We start from the raw sequence: 21,252 nt of genomic DNA, 5'->3' as shown, positions 1-21,252 counted from the left end.
GAGCATTAAATGCAGACAATCTTTACTAAATTCAATTATAATTGTAACTTAATCTCATCTAACTCTAATACTTTTTTTACACACGAATTATCAAGTAATATACAATCAGCTCGTTCAGCCGTAAATATTGTATTATCTTCATGCATTGAAATTGGAACTATTAAATCACTACTGCAGTTATATTTTTGTGCTATTCTTAGACCAATTTCATACTTAGAAATGACTTCATCACCTGAAATATTTAATACAGTTGGCATCTCATGTGAATATCTTTCAGCCAAGTCTACTAACACCTTTGTCGCGGTATCAAAATCAAGTGCTGTTTTATACGCATCTTTAAACATCTCAATTGTTTTACCCCCACAGATTGTCTCAACAATTATGTCATAAAAATGCTTTTTCTCTTTCAAAATACTTTTACCTATCAAAAAAGGAAATCTCACCACATTATATCCACGGCCTAATACCAATGCTTCAGCTAGAACCTTATTTTTTCCGTATGCATTTATGGGTTGTTTTAAGGCATCTTCATTAAACTTTGTACTCAAGTTGCCAGGCGCATAGACCATTTCCGTTGATGAATAAAATAAACACTGAACATTATCAAGTGTATTTAAAAAATCTGACAGAGCGGTAATGTTAATATTCCATGCTATTTTAGGATTTGCTAATACTTGATCTGGTGCATGATATGCTGCCAAATATATAATCTTAACTGTCTCACTTTTATTCGTAACTAGTTTATTCAGATTAACAATGTCTTCATGGTTTGTTATATCACATTGAACCCATAAAACTCTATCATTTTTATTAACAAGATCAATTTTCTTATCAACAGCAATGATATTTTCCGTTGTTTTCTCTAAAATATTTTTAATCGTATAAGCGCCAACATATCCATTTGCTCCTATTATAAGATACATTTCATATTTATACAAAAATATAAAACTTTTTGCTTTTCCTTTCGATTTTATAAACTCATTAATCACTAAGTTTGATTACTTTCAGTTATTATAAATGTCTTTTGTACCATCTGGTAATTCGACTCCAATGTCGTACATTGATACCATAATGGTATCTTCTAAAAAACTAAATGTATGTTTTTGATAAGGAGAAATCATAAACATTTCACCCTCAGCGAATATATAATTCTCTATATTACCATTCATTTCTAAAGTTAATTCAAATTTACCCTTAACAACATAAAAAGCTTCACAACATATTTTATGATAATGCCCACCTCTTACTGAGTTGATATCTGAATATAAAACATTTATTTGCTTCCAGCCGTTATGCACTAATTGAACTAATAAACCTGTGTCATTTTTAAATTTGAAATCCGGTTCCATAATTTTTATCATATTTATTCCTCGCCATCCTTAAATGCGCTTTACCATTATGCATATAAATTTAAAATTTAGTAACTGCATATAATATTGGAATTAATTTTAATTTTTCCTAGACATGATTTAATTTTTATTTAAGTTTACTTCTTGAGTAACCAATTTCAAATCATTGTCTACCATTCTACAAACTAACTCATTAAACGTTATCTTTCTTTTCCATTGCAGTTCTCTCTCAGCTTTTTGAGGATCACCTAAAAGAATATCTACTTCAGCTGGTCTGAAAAATTTGGAATTAATCTTAATGATAGTTTTTCCAGTTTTTTGATCAATACCGACTTCATCAATACCAGTCCCTCTCCATTCAAGCGTAATATCAGCATGCTTAAATGCAGCTTCAACAAATTCTCGAACAGTTCTTGTTTCATTAGTGGCTATGACATAATCATCTGGCTTACTTTGTTGTAGCATAAGCCACATCGCCTGAATATAATCCATAGAGTGTCCCCAATCACGTTTCGAATCCATATTTCCTAATTCTAAATAATCAATAAGTCCTAATTTAATACGAGCAACCGCATCAGTAATCTTTCTTGTAACAAATTCTTTACCTCTTCGTTCACTTTCATGGTTAAATAGTATTCCACTACATGCATATAAACCATAGCTTTCACGGTAATTTTTGGTAATCCAATGTCCATATAATTTCGCTACTCCATATGGACTTCTTGGATAAAATGGGGTAGTCTCTTTCTGGGGTATTTCCTGTACCAATCCAAACATTTCACTAGTAGATGCCTGGTAAAAACGCGCTTCTGGTTTCACTATTCGAATAGCCTCTAGAATATTTGTAACTCCGATAGCATCAATATCAGCAGTCGCAAGTGGCTGTTCCCAACTAGTAGCAACAAACGATTGGGCTGCAAGATTATATACCTCATCAGCTTGAGACTGTTTCATGGCTGATATTAGAGAAATGACATCCGTCATATCAGCATAAATAAATGTTATTTTGTCTCTTAAATGTTCAACATTCCCGTAATCAATGACGCTTTTTCTGCGCATAATACCGTATACTTTATAATTTTTTTCTAATAAAAATTCGGCTAAGTAAGAGCCATCTTGTCCCGTAATACCCGTAATAAGTGCAACCTTCATATTTATTCTCCTAACTCCAGTTTTCAAAAAATGTATTTTTAATAGTCTGTGCCTTTACCATATGTCTTTGTCCGATTTTTGTACTTGACCCAAATAAACGCACTACAGCCACATGCCACCTATACTTCACCCAACGCTTCATTGGAACTTTTAAGAAGGCATCTTTTATCATAAGCATGATATCAGGATATGACTGCCCCATTGGGTTAAATGTGAAATTTTCCCCACCTTTTTTTCTCATCTTCAATTCAAATCGAACCATGTCCTGTATTAACCTAACTTGCATCCCTCGATCAACCACGGTATTTCTATCATCAGATACAGCACCATTATAGATAGCAGTCATACGTTTACTAAATGATAAGACTAAATCATTCTTTATCTGCAAAATATTGGCATAAGCGTAATGCTCTAAACCATCCAGTGAATCAAAGATATAATCCGGCATATATTCTTCTGTGGCCTTTGTAAACATGAATTCGCCTGGGCATTCAACCACTCTTATATCTGACATGGAAGATAACTCTGCATCTGAGTATACATTGAACCAATCCGTCCTCGTATATCGATCTCCTCTATCCAAAAATGCTCTTCCAGAATAAGCACCATAAGAACCCTCATCCTCAATGGTTCTCACCAATGTTGTAATATGATCGTAGAACCAAATTTCTCTTGCACTCATATTAACATAATAGTCGTATGCATGACTTTTTTGAATCTTGCGAATTGCCTGCCCGTCTGTCATGCAACGTATACCTTTTTTATCAAAAAGCTCCATAACCTCATATTCAGCATCTGAGTCTTGAGTAAAGAGATATTCTTTTACACACCGTTCCTGGCTTCGGTCAATTGCAATAACCAGTTTTATATTAATATAGTACTGGCGATTGATATTTTTAATAACAATGTCAAGTTTTTCCTCTATATCGTTTTTTTCAACACTGTTTAACACATATGTAACTAGCACTTGCTTACTATCATCTTTTGCAAACAAATCTTTTGCTATGGAAAAAAACCTTTTTGTATGATTAGAGACGATATTAAGAAGTTGCTTATCCAAAGCAAATTTTTCTCTAAAAATCTGCTGAGCTCTGTTAACCATAGCTAGAGCTTCTTGCCTATGGTTAATAATCCAGTTATACTTTTCCATAATCTGACGGAAGGTATCTTGAGGATCATTTCTGTTATAATATATGAACAAAGCCGCATCAGCAAAATATTTCTGCATAAACTCATTATTATCAGAAATCATGACTGCTCCTGCAGCGCAAGCCTCATAAGCTCTTGTCGTCACTGCCCCTGCACGCCTATGAACGTCTGAAGAGATAACTAAGCATACTCCACAAGTATTTATTTCCTTAAGAATAGAGAACCCATCCCAAGGAATAGGATACTGGTAACAACGGTAACCTTCCCAGGGTTTCATGCCCCCCCAGCTTTTTACTACATCAGGTCCAAAGAATTTTATTTTACCTGTCTCGTCCAACAATTTAAATAAACCTTCATGTCTAGTTTGGTGGTTTACTAGTTTATCCCAGTTCATTCCACAATAGAACATTTTAGGATCTTCCAGTTTCGAGTCAAGCATAGAACTTTCAGGAAAAGACGTTGTAAGCATAGAAGCATCTTCGATAGATCTTGGTTTATTCATCAAGATTGTCATAAGATGGTTTCTCATACCACCCGTATCATATATTAGATAATCATCATTCATCAAATAATTATTTGTTATGTACTGATTATATTCACCAAGATTAAGTGGAATCTCCGGTGGATTCCATAATGTATGATAATAGTAACTGTCCAAGGATTTTGGAGTTAAATAATGCGTTGTCAACACAAAATCAAGATCAGTAGCATCCACAAACTCTTTTGTTTTCTTTTGATCATTCTCTCTCAGTATATGTCCCCAATCAGAAAGCAAAGTGCATTTGATTCCAGCATCCTTTGCAGACCTATTTATTCTCGCAATTACTTCTGATTCCGCAGACCAATCTCCGGGCCACGGATTTATTACGCCGATACTCATTCTGCCTGCATGGTTTAAAGGGATACGGTAATTTTCTTTTCCAACCATTTCATTCTTATAAATTTTCATCAACTGACATTCATCGTATTTGCTCAAATATTCATTGAAACACATAATTACAGTTTTATATATCTGTATTAAAACGTCTTCTGACAATAATAAATCAGAGGCATCAGCGACGAATCTCTCCTGACCGTTGATTATTTTATATACTATATCTCTGTTATCCGAGACGCTGACTTTATCGTCAAAATATAAAGCTGAAAAGATTTCCTTTGCATAATGTTGATTATCAGAAATCAAATTCAGAACAACCAACCGTTCTGTTTTTTTTAGGGCGAATATGCCAAAATATACATATCCGAACAATTCCCAATAAGCATCGCTTGTATATTTTTCTACTGCATGGCGCAAAACCGACTTATAGGCCTCTATTTCCTTATTCATTATTCTGTTTAAGAGCGTAAAATAACTAGAATATAATCTCATTTGGTATCCCTTTCATTTTATCTTGTTATGAATTTCTCTATTTTACCAGTCATACTTCTCCGACCAACTAGATAATCTGTTAACTGTGATCCCAGATGAGTTTCCACCATCCTTGTAATCAATGCTTTCATACTTTTCTCCTTTTCGTTTGTCATACACTTAATATATATCACTCTGCATCATACTTACTTAAATATGCATCTGTAACATCATACACATTGCCGCTCATTACTTCACGACCTTTCTCTAACCATAACGCATTGTCACATATTTCCTGCACTGTTGATGCTGAGTGTGATACAAACAATAGCGTGGTTCCCCTTACAAGCATTTCCTTCATACGGCGTTCGCATTTTTTCTGAAAAGCGATATCACCAACTGACAATACTTCATCACATATCAGAATATCTGGTCTTACTACAGTAGCTATTGAAAACCCTAGCCTTGCTGCCATTCCTGAACTGTAATTCTTGATGGGCATATCTAAAAAATCCTGCAATTCAGCGAAATCTACAATCTCATCAAAATGCTCTTTCATAAATGTTTTCCCATACCCCAAAACAGCACCATTCAGATAAATATTCTCCCTGGCAGTTAATTCTCCATCAAAACCAGCTCCTAATTCTATAAGTGGCGCTATTTTCCCAGTTGTTATAACACTTCCTTTATAGGGCGTTAATATACCGCAGATCAATTTCAATAACGTGGATTTACCTGAACCATTTGTCCCAATAATCCCCCATGATTCACCTTTCTTTACACGTAAATTGATATCTTGAAGTGCGAGAAATTCTTTAAACATCAATTCCCTCTTCGCTAATTTAATAAGATATTCTTTTAAATTGTCTATTCTCTCTGAGGCCATGTTAAATCTCACTGTAGCATTGGCCACCTCAATAATATAATCATTATCCATTTTTCCATCCTGCATCATTAAATATATAAGATAAAGTTATCTTTCACTTTCAAAAACACCATTGTTCCCACTATCATCGCAATCATAGCAGCTGCAATTCCTGCCAGCATTATTGTATTACCAGGCAACCGCTGATAAATCATAATATCACGGAACTGCCCCACATAAAAATATAATGGATTCAAATGCTTAACAATCCATTGTACATTATCAGGTAATTGCTCTATTGGATAAAAGAGAGGTGTCATATACATCCATGCTGTTAAAAAAGCACCATATATATATTGTATATCTCTGAAGAACACATTAATAGCAGCTAGAAACATTCCAATACCAAGGCAAAATACATATAGCTGTATCAACACCAAAGGTAGCAATAGCATATAAACAGACAACTGTACTCTGCAAACAATAAACACTATTAGCAGGGCCCCAAGTGAGAATAATAAATTAACACAGCCACTTGTCACCTTGGCAAATGTGAATATATATTTAGGAACATACGTTTTCTTTAGTAACGCTGCATTTCCTGTAATTGACCAAATAGCCTGATTTGTTGATTCAGATAGAAAGTTAAAACATACTTGTCCTGAAATTACATAAGCGGGGTAATTTTCTATAGTGTACCTGAACATATGTTGGAAAACCGCCACCATAATCACCATAATCATAAGCGGGTTTAACACACTCCACAAATACCCAAGAAAGCTTCTTCTATATTTTAATTTAATATCTTTCTCCACGAGCTGAATCAGCAAATCCTTATATTGAGTGAATGCTCTTAGCCTGACACTAAATTTTTTCATAATTTAAAATCCTTCTTTTTTCTTTTATAGCTGTCCTCATATATCGGAAAAGCTGTAATAAACTTATATTTAACCTATACCATAACCGTACTGGATATCTAATATAAGTAATTACGCCATATGGCCAAAATATATTATCTATAGGAGTATTATCCATATGAATCATTTTGCCAATGATTTTAGGTATAAGCATATAATTTTTCAGTTTTGACAACATGTCTTTTTGAATAAGAGTACTCATATTATCTTCGGAAACGTCATCACTAAACTTAAAAATACTAAATATCTCTATTTCATCTTTGGTCGGATATATCACTGCCCTTTTTAAAACTCTATATGTCCTTTTCACAGAGTCTGTACATTTAAGTTCTGAATGTTTTTCCACTTCCAGAGCGTATTTTATAGCACCCGAAATCTGACATTGAATAAAATCGGTTAAATCTGCATTCATATTACTCTTTAATATTGGCTGATATCTTTGACCATTGAATGAAAAACCAATAGTCATACCATGAGGAGCAGAAAGCAAGCACTCAAAAAAAGTATTATCAAAGTAAACCTTATGTTTCATATTGGTAAATGCATTAAAGTAATATGTTTCATATTCTCCGTCTGCCACTTCTTTTGGTTCATTATACATACCAAAGTAAAATCCAATAATTCTCCCTTGATATCCCTCCTTTTCAAGTAGTTGGCGCAATGATCGCTGCATGCTTCCCGACCATCCGCTATCTATTATTGCAATTTGTAAATCATCAAATAACCCCTCCTGTTTAAAATACCCTATAGTATTATCATAGGATTCAGTTGATTTACGATACATGAATTCTCTGTAGGTCTTGCTTTCTCTGACGCTTTCTATTAGTTTATTAAATTCCACCTGCGTTAATGGATTATGTTCTTTTATTACACCAATCTCTTTATATATCTGTACTCTTTCCTCTGAATTCAAATTCAAACGATTCATTAACGTATAAGGTGTAATATGATATCCTCCCTGTAAGAGTAAATCATATGCTTCATCTCCAATAAAATGGTATGTTGGCATTCTAAGAGCCATACGGGAACAATATAGATACTTACATTGAATATGATAACCATATTTTTCACATAAAGCTTCTGCCATCTGTTTTAACAAATATCCATCTCTTGCAAGAAAATATAATTTATTAAGATTTCTTTCCTGAGCCCGCTGCAAAATCCATGAAATATACTCATACATAATTGGACCAATCACTTTATTCCCATAATCTTCTGCATTTATCATACTATACTACATTTCCCTTCCAGCCCGGCTTGTAAACCTCATCGACACCTAAAATTCCATGTCTCGCATGATCAAACGCTCTTTTAGTCATTTCATTTAAAACTTTATTTTTATGATACTTTATATAATAATATAGTCTTTGAAAACCGGATTGTAATAAACCAAAATGAAGATAATAGCTATAAATTTTATTTCTTAATGCATAATATTTCTTCCATGTAATAATATCTTCTGCTGATTCTATAGAATCGTGAATAACTTTTGCCTCAGGTAAACACATTATTCTTCCTTGTTTCCTAACACGAATGCTATGTTCACTGTCGTCATAGGAAATAAAAAAATCTTTTAAAGGCAATCCAACTTTTAGTATTACTTCTTTTTGAATAAGTGTACCAACATAGGAAAATAAATCCAGTTCAAAAATATTTCTTTCATATTCTTTAACATCGATGCAATTCTCTACTCTAACTACTCCGCAACGTTTACCAAATCTGCGCCTATGCCATGTATCAATGCGTCCCTCTGTATATACAGCGCTGCACAATGCTGCTATGTCAGTTACACTACTGCGTTTCATAAAATTCACTAAGATCTGAAAACAATCTTTTGCTGGATACGCGTCATCATCCGCAACCCAGATCCAGTCCGAATTCATAGTTTCCGCAACATGCATTCCCTCATAAAAGCCACCGCTTCCTCCCGTATTTTCTCTCAGGTGCAGAACCCGGTGTTCTATTTCTGATGACTCTTTTTCCCACACTTCAAGATAATCTTTAGTTCCATCCATACTGTTATTATTAACCACCAGTATATATTGAGGCTTGAAAAGTTGATTTTCATATGCTTGAAGAGCTGTTTTTAACTTTTGTAACCTATTATAAGTAACTATGATTGCTCCAATGGTGCACATGGCGTCCCCTTCCGCTTTTTAAACACACATACATATCCCCTATTATGGATTTAACAGATATATACTTAATTTTACTAAATTCATAAGCTAACAATTTAAATAACCGTCTTTCCATTAATAACTTCTTTCTAACTGTTTGGAATAATATCATATTGTTAATATAATTAACTTTATCTAAATTCGGGCTGATTGATTTAAAGGCATCAATTAGTTCATTAATTAGCTTCAATCTATTTTTATGCATATCTTGTCTTCGCTGGTTTATTATTACTCCCGTTGTATTTGCTCCATGTTGTCTATAGAGAACAAGCTTATCACTTAAATAATACATTCCGCCTTTTTCAGCCGCATACTGATTTATCATCCAATCATGAGCTGCATTAAACTTCCAATCCATGGCATCTATATCTGACCAGATTTTCTTCTTAAATGCCATAGCCATGCCTGGATATTTGGGATGTCTTATAAATTTTTCCCAGGATATTTTTATCAACCGGCCCTCTTTATAACTATCAGATGCTTTCTTTTTTCTAAGCATATCATCCGCCAGATAGTAACCTGTTGAAAGTGCAAGAATATCATCATAATTTTCAAAAACGTTTATACAATTTTCTATTTTTTTTTCATGCCACACATCATCTTGATCACTCAAAAAAACAATGTCACCATGACATCTGCCTATTGCTTGTCTAAAATTCTTTGCATAACCCAATCGCACCTTATTAATTTGAATATCTATTGCAATATCTGATGAACATTTCAAAATCTCAATAATATTAACAGTATTGTCAATTGAATCATCATCGTTTATAATGATTTCGTCCGGTTTCCTGCTCTGTCTCAGTATGGATTCCAACTGTGCTTTTACATATTTTTCTCCATTATATGTTGCCATAACCACAGATACCATGACTCACTCCTTAATATTTCTCCTTAACAATCTGTACACTAAATTGCGCATTTTTGCAGGTTGCATAGTCATTGCAAAACTTAACAGTACACCAAGTGTATATTCTATAATGTTAGTATATCCGAGTTTCAGCTGAACATATCTAAGTTTTTTATACTGTTTAAAATATTTAAATCCGCCTCTCTTATTCGCAAAATTTTCACCTATTCTCGCCCATACCAATACCTTGGGAATATTAGCAATTTTGTAACCTGCCGCCAATAATCTGCTCCACAAATGATAATCCTCCAGCAATGGAAAATGCTCATATCCCCCGATCTGTACTATATCATCTTTTTTAAACATTACAGTCATATGATTAAGCGGATTTCTTAGTTTCCCATATTCTTGCAGCTTTCCATGAGTTGATGGCATTCGTTTGACTCTTTTAATTTTACCTTCTTCCGCAAACTCCGCTATATCTCCCCCCACAACACTAATCTCCGGATGGTTCCTTAGATACTCGTATTGCACTTTTAATCTATCAGGAGCGGCAATATCATCACTATCCATTCTTGCAACATATTTATATCTGCACTCACATAATCCAGTTTGCAAAGCTCTGCCTAACTGTAAATTTACAGGCAGGCGCACCCTTTTTAGTGTCGGGTACTTTTTAATTATTGATTCCAAGTCTGTACTAATTGGACCATCTTCTACAAGTACCACTTCATTCGGCTGCAACGATTGATGGTATATGCTTGCAAGTGCTTTATCCAGATATTCTGGATTTTCTCTATTGTAAACACTCATAAGAACTGATATCATTGGTCTGGTTATCACCCTCTCTTGTTTCAAAAGTGCTTATGTTCAGTTTTTTTAGAACAGATATTACTTAAGTACAGAATTCTGTTCATCTGCAATCCCTTCCGTGCTTTCTTTTATTAACATTATTTTGGGTGTCATAAAAATCAGTTTTAAATCCAAAAGTAACGAATAATTTCGTATATACGTCAAATCGAGTTTTAATTTATCATAAGAATTGGTATTATATTTACCATAAACCTGAGCATATCCAGTAAGACCGGCTTTGACTTTTAACCTGTATGAAAATTCAGGGATCTTATCTTCAATTTCATTAGCCAACATCGGTCTCTCTGGTCTAGGACCAACAAGCGACATTTCACCTTTCAATATATTCAATATCTGTGGTAATTCATCCATTCTTGTAGCTCTCAAGAACCTCCCTATGGGTAAAATCCTTGGATCCTTTTCAGATGCCAATACTGGACCAGACTTTTTCTCAGCATTAACAATCATTGTTCGAAACTTATATATCATAAATACTTTACCATCTTTTGTTAATCGTTCCTGCTTATAAAAAACTGGTCCCTGATCCGTTAGTTTAATTCCGATGCTAGCAACTAAAAATATAGGAAAAAAAAGAATAAGCATTATTGTTGAACCAATAATATCTTCACATCGTTTTATCCATTGCTGTTCTATTGACAAGCTTGAATTTCTCGAAAGCAATAATGGGGTGTCGAAGAGGTTCATTTCATCAGAACTTCTAAGCAAGATATCAGAAATCTTAGGTACACTATAAGAACGCTTACCAATACTAAAACAATATTTTATTATTTGATTTCTTTCATGAGATGGCATATCACCAACAATAACGCCATCATATTGAGAAATCATGTTTTGTATCTCATTCATACTTTTTCGATAAGATATTTCTGCACAAATTTCATATTTGTCTTCTCTGGAATTAATTTTATCCTTTAGATGATAATCCTTTCTATCGCCTGCTATTAAAAGCATTTTACGAGGTGGAAATATCTGCCTATAAGCAAAATGGAAAAGCAGTGTCCATACAAATACAAACAATAACTCAACTAAAGTCATAATAATAATGTAGATGGGTGTAACAAAGCGTTTATCAATAACCGCTATTTGAAAATAAACAAAAACATTAGTAAATATTATTGAAATTGCTTGAGAATAAATCAAATTAGTATTCTTTAAGTACCCTATTTTAAAACCACCATATGTATTCATAAAAAACATTAGTAAAACCGAATATAATAAGATTATTACCCAATTACCCCTTCTGAAAAATGGCATTTGTAACACATAGCGGTTATAATAGCCAATCCATACAAAGGAATATATACTTACCAATCCTAACATAATGACTGTCGAAAACAGCATCTTTATTAATCGTTTATAATTTTCTCTTGAATTATTCATAACACCTATCATCTACTTTTTATTTGTTAGTTATACTAGTTAATCTATAATATACTTATATTTTTATTTATTGTCGTTTCTGATTAATTAACCTCTGTACAGTATACCATCAAGTAGTGATTTACGCAACTTTACCGCATTCGAAAAAGTTTGGAATTTTTTTAATATTTTATTAAAAATAGGACATTTATCCATTTAAGGTGAAAAAGTGGTAATGTCGAGAAAAATACCAAAACCGATTATATCATTTAAGATTGCCAATGGTTTTGGTACGTATAATATTATTATTCTTTTTGAGTTACAGATGATCTTGCTGATCCAATGCCCATGAGTAACCACAGCAATGGTGTAACAATAGGAAGATTTAAATTAACAAATGCTTGAGCACTATAACAAATAATGCCAAATGCTATTGCTGCAATATAAACATTATTTTTCCTATCACTAAAGCAATTTCTTATAAATGCTAAAATAGAAATGATATAGGCAGTTAATCCTAATATCCCAACAGTTAATAATGTGTGCAAATATTCGTTATGAGCGCTGTCAAATATTTCTTTATAAGGATTATTAGCCGTTTTTTGTAATAGTAAAATACCAAATGTTTCAGGTCCATAACCAACCATCTTTTTCCAGTAAGGCAACTCTTTAAAACATTCTATAGCATTCCGCCAAATATACCCTCTATGTGTTCCCCATTCATCATTAAAAAGTAGATAATTACTTGCAAATCCATACCTATCGGCATTACCAGCAATATTACAATCAAACAAAATATATACTATGAATAATAAAGCAACAGCCATTAATATCAACCATATGCGTATTAACTTATTTCCATAAGATTTTTGTTCATTTTTTTTCTTACTATCATGCAAATGCCAAAGAAGTACTATAGTCCACAATAAAATCACTAAATAGTGCAATTTATCAAAACCAATTACTATATTAAAAGCGCTGTCAATTCCGAGGACATGGTTTTTAAAATAAATATTAATCCAATCTATACATTGTATTACAGTGAAAAAAATTGCCAAAATTATAAGATATTTTTTAGCACCGGAATTATTTTTAAAAAGATAAATTGGTAATAATCCAAACAACGCAGCTAATGATAAATAAGCATTATCGCTTACTCCCATTATTATAGCAAAGAAACCAATTATCATACACACGCAATAGAAATACATTTTAATACGTTTTTTTTCTGTCGCAAATAAAACCGTAGCTATAGCAGTAATAATTCCCACATACGCAGTATACGTATTTATATTTCCTAGTGTGGATGTAAAAATCGATCTCTGTTCCGGGAGCATTGGAGCCTTAAATTTAAATATATCTAAATTAAAATAATCAGTAATGCCAAACAAACACACTGATGCGCCTGCTACCAAAATAAGATCAATATACCAACTTTTGAATTCCCAGAAACGGCTTATGCAAAAGTAAGACACCACATACCACGTTATCAGAAAAAGACCTGTATAACGCCCTTCGTTACCCCAAAATGCCTCATACAAATAATCAGAAGTTAATGTCGATATTAATGCAATGAACCAATACAGTAATATAAAAAGATCTAATACTGAGCATTTACTAATAAAAGACTTTATACGAAATTTCTTTATTGCCGAAATAGTAAATTTGATTCTCCCTGTTAAATAATATCCCAGCAACATAGCAAACATAGTTATCGTACAAAAACAATAATAATAATATTTGAAAATAAGAATATCAAAGTATCGATCTCTAACCACCAAAGGAAAGCCAAACCCAATTGCTAATACATATATCCCAAGCACTGTTGATATTAGGTTATTTTTTTTATTGATTTCATTGTTAGTATTTGTTGACATACCTAAAAATTTCCTTTCTTCCGATTATGTTATTTCTTAGTATATCACTCTATGTCTAAACCTGCAACTAATTCACATATTACATAATCTGCAAAAAGATCCATTAAAAATCGGTGATAAGTTACCTTATCACCGATTCCTAATGGATTACTTAATCTTAATCCTGCAATTAGTCTTCTACATAGATGTAGTTGATCTTCTCGCCAGTTAAGTTATAGCAACGATCGTTACCATCTTTAGCTTTTGATTTGCTCTTCTGTACGCTACCGCTAGTATTTACTAACTTGTAGCTAATGTGAGCTGCTTCTGCAGCTGTATTATTAACTGTATAGTACTCTGTATAATCTTTTCCTGTCGGAATTGCAGCAGAGCTTACATAAGACTCATCCTTGAACTCGTCTGTAGTTAAGATTGAATATCTTGGTGCTGTACCAGTCTCATCAATCTTGATAACTGCATACTTGTCGTCCTTATCAGCGCTTAAAAGCATACCAGCCATATAGTACTTTTTGTTATCAACGCCATTCTTACCAGCGCCCTTATAGCTGCCAGACTTGTTGAACAGGAATCCTAAAGACTCACCATCAATAGAAACATTCTGCTTATTAGTCTTCATGGAACCATCATCGCCGCTTCCGAAATAATAGCATAAGTAGCCCATATCTAATAATTCATTAGCATTCTCTTTAAAGTTGTCTTCTGTATCAAACTTCTTATCGCTGAATGTATCATCAGATGCGATTGCTTCAACATTAGTCGTGCTACCGGTTTCAAACTTAACGAACTTCAGTCCATCTTTCATTCTTCCGTATTCATCAAAGAGGTACTTCTTACCATTAATTGTCTTGATTTCAGAAGCAACTAATTTACCATCTTTATCAGAATAGTACCAGGAATCTTCATCATCATTATACTTATCTTCATAAAGATTCTCATCCGGAACAACCTTGAACCAGCCCTTAGTTACTCTTGCGCCATCTTCTGGTGTACCATAATATCTCCAGTTTTTGGTGTAATCTGCAGAACCCTGTGTTGCTGTGATGCTACCTGAAGCAACCTTAGCTGTTGTAGGTGTAGCATCATAGATAACCCACTCTGCATTCATACGGCCATACTCATCAAAGCTGTATTTCTTACCATTGATGGTTTTGCCCTTCTCTTCGGTCATCTTCTTACCATTGCTCTTGAAGTAGAACCAACGAGTCTGGTTTTCATCATCAAATACGTTGCTGCTTGATTTCCAAGCTTCATCTTCTGTATAATCACTATCTACGATGTCAAGAGATGCCCAGCCAGCTGCCTGTGCTCCATCATTTTCATTTCCGCAGTAATAATCGCCTTCCTGCCAAGCTGTATCGCCAGTCTTTCTCTCGCCGTCAGAACCGATCCAGCCAAATAACATCTTTCCTTCATCATCGAAAAGATATTTTTTACCATTAATGGTTTTGAAAGAAGCTGTGCTGCTGGTGCTTGAGCTCTTATAAGCTTTACCATTAGCACCAAAATAGTACCAGTGATTTACAGGCTCATCTTCATTGTCTCCATCATAATTTTCATTCTCAATGGAAACCCACTTATTGGTTACCATGGAACCGTTATCATCTACATAATAGTAGTTGTCATTGTATTCAACAATAACATCGGTAGCCATTTCGCCATCATCATTTAAGTAGAACCAGTTGTCACCAGATTTTTCCCACTTCTCTGTCTCTTTGTCTCCGCTCTTGTCATAGTACACCCATGTACCATTTTCTTCCTGCCAGCCAGTAGCTGCGAAAGAGGACATGGAAGCGCCTAATGCCAGCAGTGCTGCTGTAGATAAAACAGCAACTAATTTAGTCTGCTTTCTCATAATTAATGCACTCTCCTTTTTTCTTTTTGAAATACTTTCTGAAATTCCTAATAGCATTACGAGGTAATTATACTTCCTATAATGGAAATTATCAATACTTTTTTTACTTTTTTTGCATATTTTGCAAATTCAAAAAAATATTTACAATTCCGGAAGAAGCTATCAATTCCTCCATCACATGGAACATTATAATACATATTTTGTAAAAATGCTATAACATTTATCTGTTCATTTTCTTACGTAAATATTACGAAATGGCTTTTTTTAGGAAAAATTGTTTTTTAAAAATACAAAGCTTCGTTTTTTTTGTAGAAAGTCTTATTTTATCGGCTTTTTTCACACCTTTTCCAATGCCAATCCTCTATTGATTTTTACCAGTTCAATGGTATAATGTTCATATAAATATGTACTAATATTTTTTTGAACGCATAATCAAACTCAATTTACTATATGTGGAGGTTTAACTAATATGAATCGTAATGTTATTATCTGCCGTCTTGTTTTGGAAAATCCAGCAGTCACACAAAGAGAGATCTCTCAGGAACTTATGGTTTCACTTGGAACTGCAAACAGCCTGGTAAAGGACTGTATAGAAAAAGAACTGATAGCACCTGGGAAAATGAATGAATCATATGAACTGCTTCCGGCCGGCAGGGCTCTTCTTGACCAGCATAAGGTTGATGGAGCGGTAATCATTGCTGCCGGCTTCGGGTCCCGTTTTGTTCCGCTGACCTTCGAGACCCCTAAAGGGCTTTTAGAAGTATTTGGTGAGCGCATGATCGAGCGCCAGATCCGGCAACTGCATGAGGCAGGTATTACTGACATCACAATCGTAGTTGGATATCTGAAAGAAAAGTTTGAATACCTTATAGATAAGTATAAGGTCAGGCTTCTTTACAATCCTGAATACTCTAAGAAGAATACTCTGGCTACTATTTACCATGCCAGGGAATTATTTAAAAACAGAAATATGTATCTTCTTTCCTCGGATAACTGGATGCGCCATAATATGTATCATACCTACGAAGGGGGCGCCTGGTACTCCTCCTCTTATATGGAAGGAGAAACTTCTGAATGGTGTTTTGATTATAATAAGAAGGGACGCATTTTAAACGTGACTGTTGGGGGGCAGGACAAATGGGTGATGTATGGACCTGTTTTCTTCTCTAAATCCTTCTCAGATCAGTTTCTGCCTGTTCTGGAAGCTTATTATGAAATTCCTGGAACAGAGCAGTTTTATTGGGAGAATGTCTTAATGGAGATGCTTTCAGGCGAAGCAGCAAAACGACTTCCGGAACTCTCTGAAGCAGGACGTGAGATCGAACTGTATATTAACCGGAGACCGGCTGATGAGGTTTATGAATTTGAAAATCTGGAAGAACTGCGGCGGTTCGATATCAAGTATCAGCACCGTTCTGACAATGAAGCTTTAGAGCTGGTTTCCAGGGTTTTTAATGTTCCGGAATCTGACATTACGGAAATCAGATGTTTAAAAGCTGGTATGACTAACAAATCTTTTCTGTTTAAGATTAAAGACCGGCATTATATCTGCAGGATTCCCGGACCTGGTACGGAACTGCTGATTAACAGACAGCAGGAGAAATCGGTTTACGATGCTCTCTCTCAATATGATATTACGGAAAAGGTTATTTATTTTAATGGAGAATCCGGATATAAGATTGCGGAGTTTTATGAGGGTGCCCACAATGCCAAGCCTGACAGCTTAGAGGAGATCAGCCGCTGCATGGCACTTGTACGGGAATTTCATAAATCGGGAATTGAAGTTTCCCACAGCTTTGATTTCCAGGAACGAATTGATTTCTATGAAAATCTCTGCAAGCGGTATGGAGCTGTTCCCTTTGAGGATTATTCTGAGGTTCGCAGCCAGATGGCTGAACTTTTACAGAATTTAGACAAGCTGGGGCATAAAAAGGTTCTGTCCCATCTGGATACGGTGGTGGACAACTTCCTTATGCTTCCGGATGGAACGGTCCGTCTGATCGACTGGGAATATGCCGGTATGTGTGATCCTCTTGTTGATATTTCCATGTGCGCAATTTATTCCTATTATAATGAAGAAGAAACTGACCGGCTCATTGAGATTTATCTTAAACGGAATCCAACCACTGAGGAACGGTTCACTGTTTATGCCTATATGGCTCTGGGTGGATTTTTATGGAGCCTTTGGGCTATTTATAAGGCTTTTCTGGGAGAGGAATTTGGCGAATACACCATAATCATGTACCGGTATGCCAAAACTTATTATAAAAAATGTAAGGGACTACCGAAATTTTGACATTTTTGGAAATTTGTCTGCAAATCGTAATAAAATGTTTAGGTATTATGAATCGCACTATGTTATAATGTCCCTATATGTAAAATAGAAATGGCTAAAGCAGGAGGAAGTAAACGGTATGCGATACGGAAAGAAAACAGCGGCTCTGCTGCTTGCAGGACTTGTAGGGACCGCAGCATTGATACCGGCTAATACAGCCTGGGCCGCAACGGGATGGGTGCAGGAAGGTTCACATTGGAAATATTTAGATGGGGACGGATCTGTTCATAAAGGCTGGGTGAAGACATCTGACGGTACGTTTTATTATCTTGATTTAACTACCGGTATCATGGCTACCGGGTGGAAGCAAATTAATGGAAACTGGTATTATTTCCATTCTAACGGTTCCATGGCTACCAAATGGATCAAGGACGGCGGAAAATATTATTATTTGATGGACGATACCGGAGTTCTTGTAAAAGGCTGGTTAAAGATAGGAAACAGTTACTACTATATGAAAGGTGACGGCGCTATGGCTACCGGCTGGAGAGAGATGGACAACGGCTGGTTCTATTTTAAAGAAGACGGCACCTGCACCATTGGATGGGGACAGGTTGGCAATGACTGGTTCTATTTCGGTTCTGACGGCAAGATGGTAACCGGCTGGAAACAGATTGACAATGCCTATTACTATCTGAATGCTGATTCCAAATCAGTATTAGGCAAGATGATGACGGGCTGGCTCAGTGACGGTACCAACAAGTACTATATGGATACCAGCAATGGAAAGATGGCTCATGGCTGGAAACAGATTGAAGGGTCCTACTACTACTTCAGCGATTCAGGACATATGACTACCGGTTGGATTCAGCTTTCGGGCGTTTACTATTACCTTGATCCATCAACTGGTAAGATGGCAGCGAATACCACACTCACCATTGATGGTAAGAGCTATAGCTTCGGTTCCAACGGGGCTTATCAGAACGGCTCTTCCGGAACTCCTACAGGTACGACAGGCAGCAACACTCCCGGAGGTACGAGCAGCAACAGCAATGCCCCTGGAAGCACCTCTACGACTAATTCCGGAGGTCCGGGCGGAACATCTACAGGAGCGGGTAATTTAAGCAGCCCTCCCACCAGTCAGTCCAACGACACGCCGGGCGGAACATCAAATACTTCCGGCAGCGGTACATATCAGTTAGCACCTGGATTAACCAATGGACCAGGTTGATCTTTGACGGGATTTTTCTGTGTGGGTATCTGCTCCTTTCCGCAGATGCCCGCACTTATTTTTTCGTCTTCTTGTGTACATAGGAACATTTTTCTCTAATAATACTTAAAGGAACAAAGGAGGATATAACTTTGAGATACACGAAAATCAGTATGCGTTTTGCTACTGCTGCACTCAGCGCTTTCATCGGCATGTCGGCAGGCTTCTACCCGGTTATGAACACTCAGGCAGCGCCCTATGAACGGGTAAATGGTTATTATCAGCTAAAAGACGGCACTGTCATAAAAGAGGCAATCGCCAGAGGAATTGATGTTTCCCGCTGGCAGGGGAATGTGGACTGGACGGCAGTTGCTGCCAATGATGTCAGTTTCGTTATGCTTGGAACCCGCTCCAAAGGTGTAATTGACCCTAATTTTCACACAAATGTACAGGGTGCCTCAGCAGCAGGACTGAAGGTAGGTGCCTATATCTATTCCCTGGCTACCACCACAGATATGGCCAGAGCTGAGGCGGACTTTGTTCTGGATCTTGTTAAGGACTATCCCATTTCTTTTCCCATTGCCTTTGATGCAGAGGACAGTTCCACACTGGGAACTCTCCCGCCCTATCAGGTAAGCCAGATCATCAACGCGTTCTGTGACCGTATAAGAGAAGCCGGGTATCATCCCCTTGTTTATGCTAACGACTATTGGCTGGCAAATAAGATTGATTTGTCTCAGATGAAATATGATATATGGGTTGCCCGCTATGAAGCAAAGCATACGTACCAGAACCCGGCTATGTGGCAGGTTAGCAGCACCGGACAGATTCAGGGAATTAACGGAAATGTGGATATTGATTTTCTGTATCAGGATCTGACTCCAAAGCTGCCAGGCAATCTATGGAGAAAAATCGGAGACAAGACTTACTATTATCAGAACTATGCTATGCAGAAGAACACCTGGATCAACGACGGAACCGGCTGGTTTTATATGAACAATGAGGGGCAGTTTTCTACCGGCTGGTTTGATAAAGACGGACAGCGCTACTATCTTGATGATACCAACGGGCGCATGTTTACCGGCTGGAAACAGCTTTCCGATAAATGGTATTTCTTCAATGCAGGCGGCTCTATGAATACCGGATGGCTGCTGGATAATGGTGCAAAATACTACTTAAATTCTGACGGTACCATGGCTACGGGCTGGGTTGATTTAAACGGCCAGCATTACTATATGAGCGATACCAATGGACAAATGAAAACCGGATGGCTGGATCTAAATGGAAAACGGTACTATTTACAGGATAGCGGTGTTATGGCAACCGGCTGGATTGACTTAAATAACAAACGCTATTATTTAAATAATGACGGTTCTATGGTAACTGGATGGCATACAGACGGAATGTCTAAATATTACATGGCTGATGATGGCAGTGCGTCTACTGGATGGAAGCAGCTGGATAACAGCTGGTATTATTTCAATACCAATGGTACCATGAGCACCGGTTGGGTAAATGCCGACGGAAGCTGGTATTACCTGGAAGGTGATGGTAAGATGCATTCCGGATGGCTGGATGACCGGGGGGCTAAATATTATTTAAGCAACTCCTCAGGTAAGATGACCGTTGGCTGGAGACAGGTAGACGGAAGCTGGTATTATTTCGGTGAAAGCGGTGCTATGGCTAAAGGTATGATAACGGTAAATGGCAAGCAGTATTACTTAAATCCTTCTGACGGTAAGATGAAAGTATCAGAAACTTTTACAGCAGACGGTGTCTCCTATACGGCAGATGCAGACGGTGTATGTACATTGACTCCTGCTGAAACAACTCAGGAAACCACTGGAGAAACACAACCTGCTGTACCTGGTACAACACCACAGAATAATTCTGGTGGAACAGGCAGTGCAAATTCCGGCAATTCGGGAACAGTAAGCGAAACCGCACCGGGCAGGGAGATCGGGCCTGGAATACATTAAACAACCAGATAGGAAAAGGC

The 21,252-nt window shown here is 36.1% G+C and carries 16 protein-coding genes; 3 read left to right on the top strand and 13 right to left on the bottom strand.

Translation table 11 applies throughout. From position 1 onward, the window contains the following. Nucleotides 1-35: 35 nt before the first annotated feature. The 13 genes from V7D18_RS04490 to V7D18_RS04430 form a co-directional block, all read right to left on the bottom strand. A complete protein-coding gene (locus V7D18_RS04490; RefSeq protein WP_426151857.1) occupies nt 36-989 on the bottom strand; it encodes a sugar nucleotide-binding protein in 954 nt (317 codons plus the stop codon). Nucleotides 990-1,004: 15 nt separating this feature from the next. After that, the gene (locus V7D18_RS04485) at nt 1,005-1,361 is read right to left on the bottom strand and encodes a cupin domain-containing protein (protein ID WP_426151855.1); all 357 of its coding nucleotides are present in this window, start codon (nt 1,359-1,361) and stop codon (nt 1,005-1,007) included. A 108-nt stretch (nt 1,362-1,469) separates the two neighbouring features. Further along, nucleotides 1,470-2,501, bottom strand: coding sequence for a GDP-mannose 4,6-dehydratase (gene gmd, locus V7D18_RS04480; protein WP_426151853.1), 1,032 nt, complete (start codon nt 2,499-2,501; stop codon nt 1,470-1,472). A gap of 10 nt (nt 2,502-2,511) precedes the next feature. Beyond that, complete coding sequence (locus V7D18_RS04475; protein ID WP_426151851.1) at nt 2,512-5,019, bottom strand: glycosyltransferase; 2,508 nt, start codon at nt 5,017-5,019, stop codon at nt 2,512-2,514. 169 nt (nt 5,020-5,188) lie between these two features. Continuing rightward, a complete protein-coding gene (locus tag V7D18_RS04470; RefSeq protein WP_314463420.1) occupies nt 5,189-5,935 on the bottom strand; it encodes an ABC transporter ATP-binding protein in 747 nt (248 codons plus the stop codon). Between the two features lie 17 nt (nt 5,936-5,952). Further along, nucleotides 5,953-6,741 (bottom strand): ABC transporter permease, encoded by a 789-nt coding sequence (locus tag V7D18_RS04465; protein ID WP_314463421.1) that lies wholly within the window; start codon nt 6,739-6,741, stop codon nt 5,953-5,955. Then, nucleotides 6,728-8,008, bottom strand: coding sequence for a hypothetical protein (locus V7D18_RS04460; RefSeq protein WP_426151848.1), 1,281 nt, complete (start codon nt 8,006-8,008; stop codon nt 6,728-6,730). The genes V7D18_RS04465 and V7D18_RS04460 overlap by 14 nt, the downstream gene beginning before the upstream one ends. 1 nt (nt 8,009) lies before the next feature. Further along, nucleotides 8,010-8,918, bottom strand: a complete 909-nt coding sequence (locus tag V7D18_RS04455) for a glycosyltransferase family 2 protein (protein WP_426151846.1) — start codon at nt 8,916-8,918, stop codon at nt 8,010-8,012. Then, nucleotides 8,884-9,828: a glycosyltransferase gene (locus V7D18_RS04450; protein WP_426151844.1), complete on the bottom strand. Its 945-nt coding sequence runs from the start codon at nt 9,826-9,828 to the stop codon at nt 8,884-8,886. Before V7D18_RS04450 ends, V7D18_RS04455 begins: the two co-directional genes overlap by 35 nt. A 3-nt stretch (nt 9,829-9,831) precedes the next feature. Continuing rightward, the gene (locus V7D18_RS04445; RefSeq protein ID WP_426151842.1) at nt 9,832-10,635 is read right to left on the bottom strand and encodes a glycosyltransferase; all 804 of its coding nucleotides are present in this window, start codon (nt 10,633-10,635) and stop codon (nt 9,832-9,834) included. Nucleotides 10,636-10,698: 63 nt separating this feature from the next. After that, the gene (locus V7D18_RS04440; protein WP_426151840.1) at nt 10,699-12,060 is read right to left on the bottom strand and encodes a sugar transferase; all 1,362 of its coding nucleotides are present in this window, start codon (nt 12,058-12,060) and stop codon (nt 10,699-10,701) included. 284 nt (nt 12,061-12,344) lie between these two features. After that, a complete protein-coding gene (locus V7D18_RS04435; RefSeq protein WP_426151838.1) occupies nt 12,345-13,916 on the bottom strand; it encodes an O-antigen ligase family protein in 1,572 nt (523 codons plus the stop codon). Between the two features lie 169 nt (nt 13,917-14,085). Beyond that, nucleotides 14,086-15,768: a cell wall-binding protein gene (locus V7D18_RS04430; RefSeq protein WP_426151836.1), complete on the bottom strand. Its 1,683-nt coding sequence runs from the start codon at nt 15,766-15,768 to the stop codon at nt 14,086-14,088. A 469-nt stretch (nt 15,769-16,237) separates the two neighbouring features. Between V7D18_RS04430 and V7D18_RS04425 the strand changes: the two genes are divergently transcribed. The 3 genes from V7D18_RS04425 (at nt 16,238) to V7D18_RS04415 (ending at nt 21,232) form a co-directional block, all read left to right on the top strand. Then, nucleotides 16,238-18,064, top strand: coding sequence for a phosphotransferase (locus tag V7D18_RS04425; protein WP_426151834.1), 1,827 nt, complete (start codon nt 16,238-16,240; stop codon nt 18,062-18,064). Nucleotides 18,065-18,182: 118 nt separating this feature from the next. Further along, nucleotides 18,183-19,274 carry a cell wall-binding protein gene (locus V7D18_RS04420; protein ID WP_426151832.1) on the top strand — a complete coding sequence of 364 codons (1,092 nt, stop codon included), beginning with the start codon at nt 18,183-18,185 and terminating at the stop codon, nt 19,272-19,274. 131 nt (nt 19,275-19,405) lie between these two features. After that, complete coding sequence (locus tag V7D18_RS04415) at nt 19,406-21,232, top strand: GH25 family lysozyme (RefSeq protein WP_426151831.1); 1,827 nt, start codon at nt 19,406-19,408, stop codon at nt 21,230-21,232. The last annotated feature ends 20 nt before the right edge of the window (nt 21,233-21,252 follow it).

Source organism: Lacrimispora sp. 38-1 (assembly GCF_049890855.1).
Taxonomy (GTDB): Bacteria; Bacillota; Clostridia; order Lachnospirales; family Lachnospiraceae; genus Lacrimispora.
Note: the sequence above shows the minus strand (reverse complement) of the source record. Positions and strands in the feature narration are given on the sequence as shown.

What these genes read in the sequence shown, in the direction of transcription:
- V7D18_RS04485 (WP_426151855.1), bottom strand. Translation starts at nt 1,361, where the DNA reads ATGATAAAAATTATGGAACCGGATTTCAAATTTAAAAATGACACAGGT.
- gmd (WP_426151853.1), bottom strand. Translation starts at nt 2,501, where the DNA reads ATGAAGGTTGCACTTATTACGGGTATTACGGGACAAGATGGCTCTTAC.
- V7D18_RS04475 (WP_426151851.1), bottom strand. Translation starts at nt 5,019, where the DNA reads ATGAGATTATATTCTAGTTATTTTACGCTCTTAAACAGAATAATGAAT.
- V7D18_RS04470 (WP_314463420.1), bottom strand. Translation starts at nt 5,935, where the DNA reads ATGGATAATGATTATATTATTGAGGTGGCCAATGCTACAGTGAGATTT.
- V7D18_RS04465 (WP_314463421.1), bottom strand. Translation starts at nt 6,741, where the DNA reads ATGAAAAAATTTAGTGTCAGGCTAAGAGCATTCACTCAATATAAGGAT.
- V7D18_RS04460 (WP_426151848.1), bottom strand. Translation starts at nt 8,008, where the DNA reads ATGATAAATGCAGAAGATTATGGGAATAAAGTGATTGGTCCAATTATG.
- V7D18_RS04455 (WP_426151846.1), bottom strand. Translation starts at nt 8,918, where the DNA reads ATGTGCACCATTGGAGCAATCATAGTTACTTATAATAGGTTACAAAAG.
- V7D18_RS04450 (WP_426151844.1), bottom strand. Translation starts at nt 9,828, where the DNA reads ATGGTATCTGTGGTTATGGCAACATATAATGGAGAAAAATATGTAAAA.
- V7D18_RS04445 (WP_426151842.1), bottom strand. Translation starts at nt 10,635, where the DNA reads ATGATATCAGTTCTTATGAGTGTTTACAATAGAGAAAATCCAGAATAT.
- V7D18_RS04440 (WP_426151840.1), bottom strand. Translation starts at nt 12,060, where the DNA reads ATGAATAATTCAAGAGAAAATTATAAACGATTAATAAAGATGCTGTTT.
- V7D18_RS04435 (WP_426151838.1), bottom strand. Translation starts at nt 13,916, where the DNA reads ATGTCAACAAATACTAACAATGAAATCAATAAAAAAAATAACCTAATA.
- V7D18_RS04430 (WP_426151836.1), bottom strand. Translation starts at nt 15,768, where the DNA reads ATGAGAAAGCAGACTAAATTAGTTGCTGTTTTATCTACAGCAGCACTG.
- V7D18_RS04425 (WP_426151834.1), top strand. Translation starts at nt 16,238, where the DNA reads ATGAATCGTAATGTTATTATCTGCCGTCTTGTTTTGGAAAATCCAGCA.
- V7D18_RS04420 (WP_426151832.1), top strand. Translation starts at nt 18,183, where the DNA reads ATGCGATACGGAAAGAAAACAGCGGCTCTGCTGCTTGCAGGACTTGTA.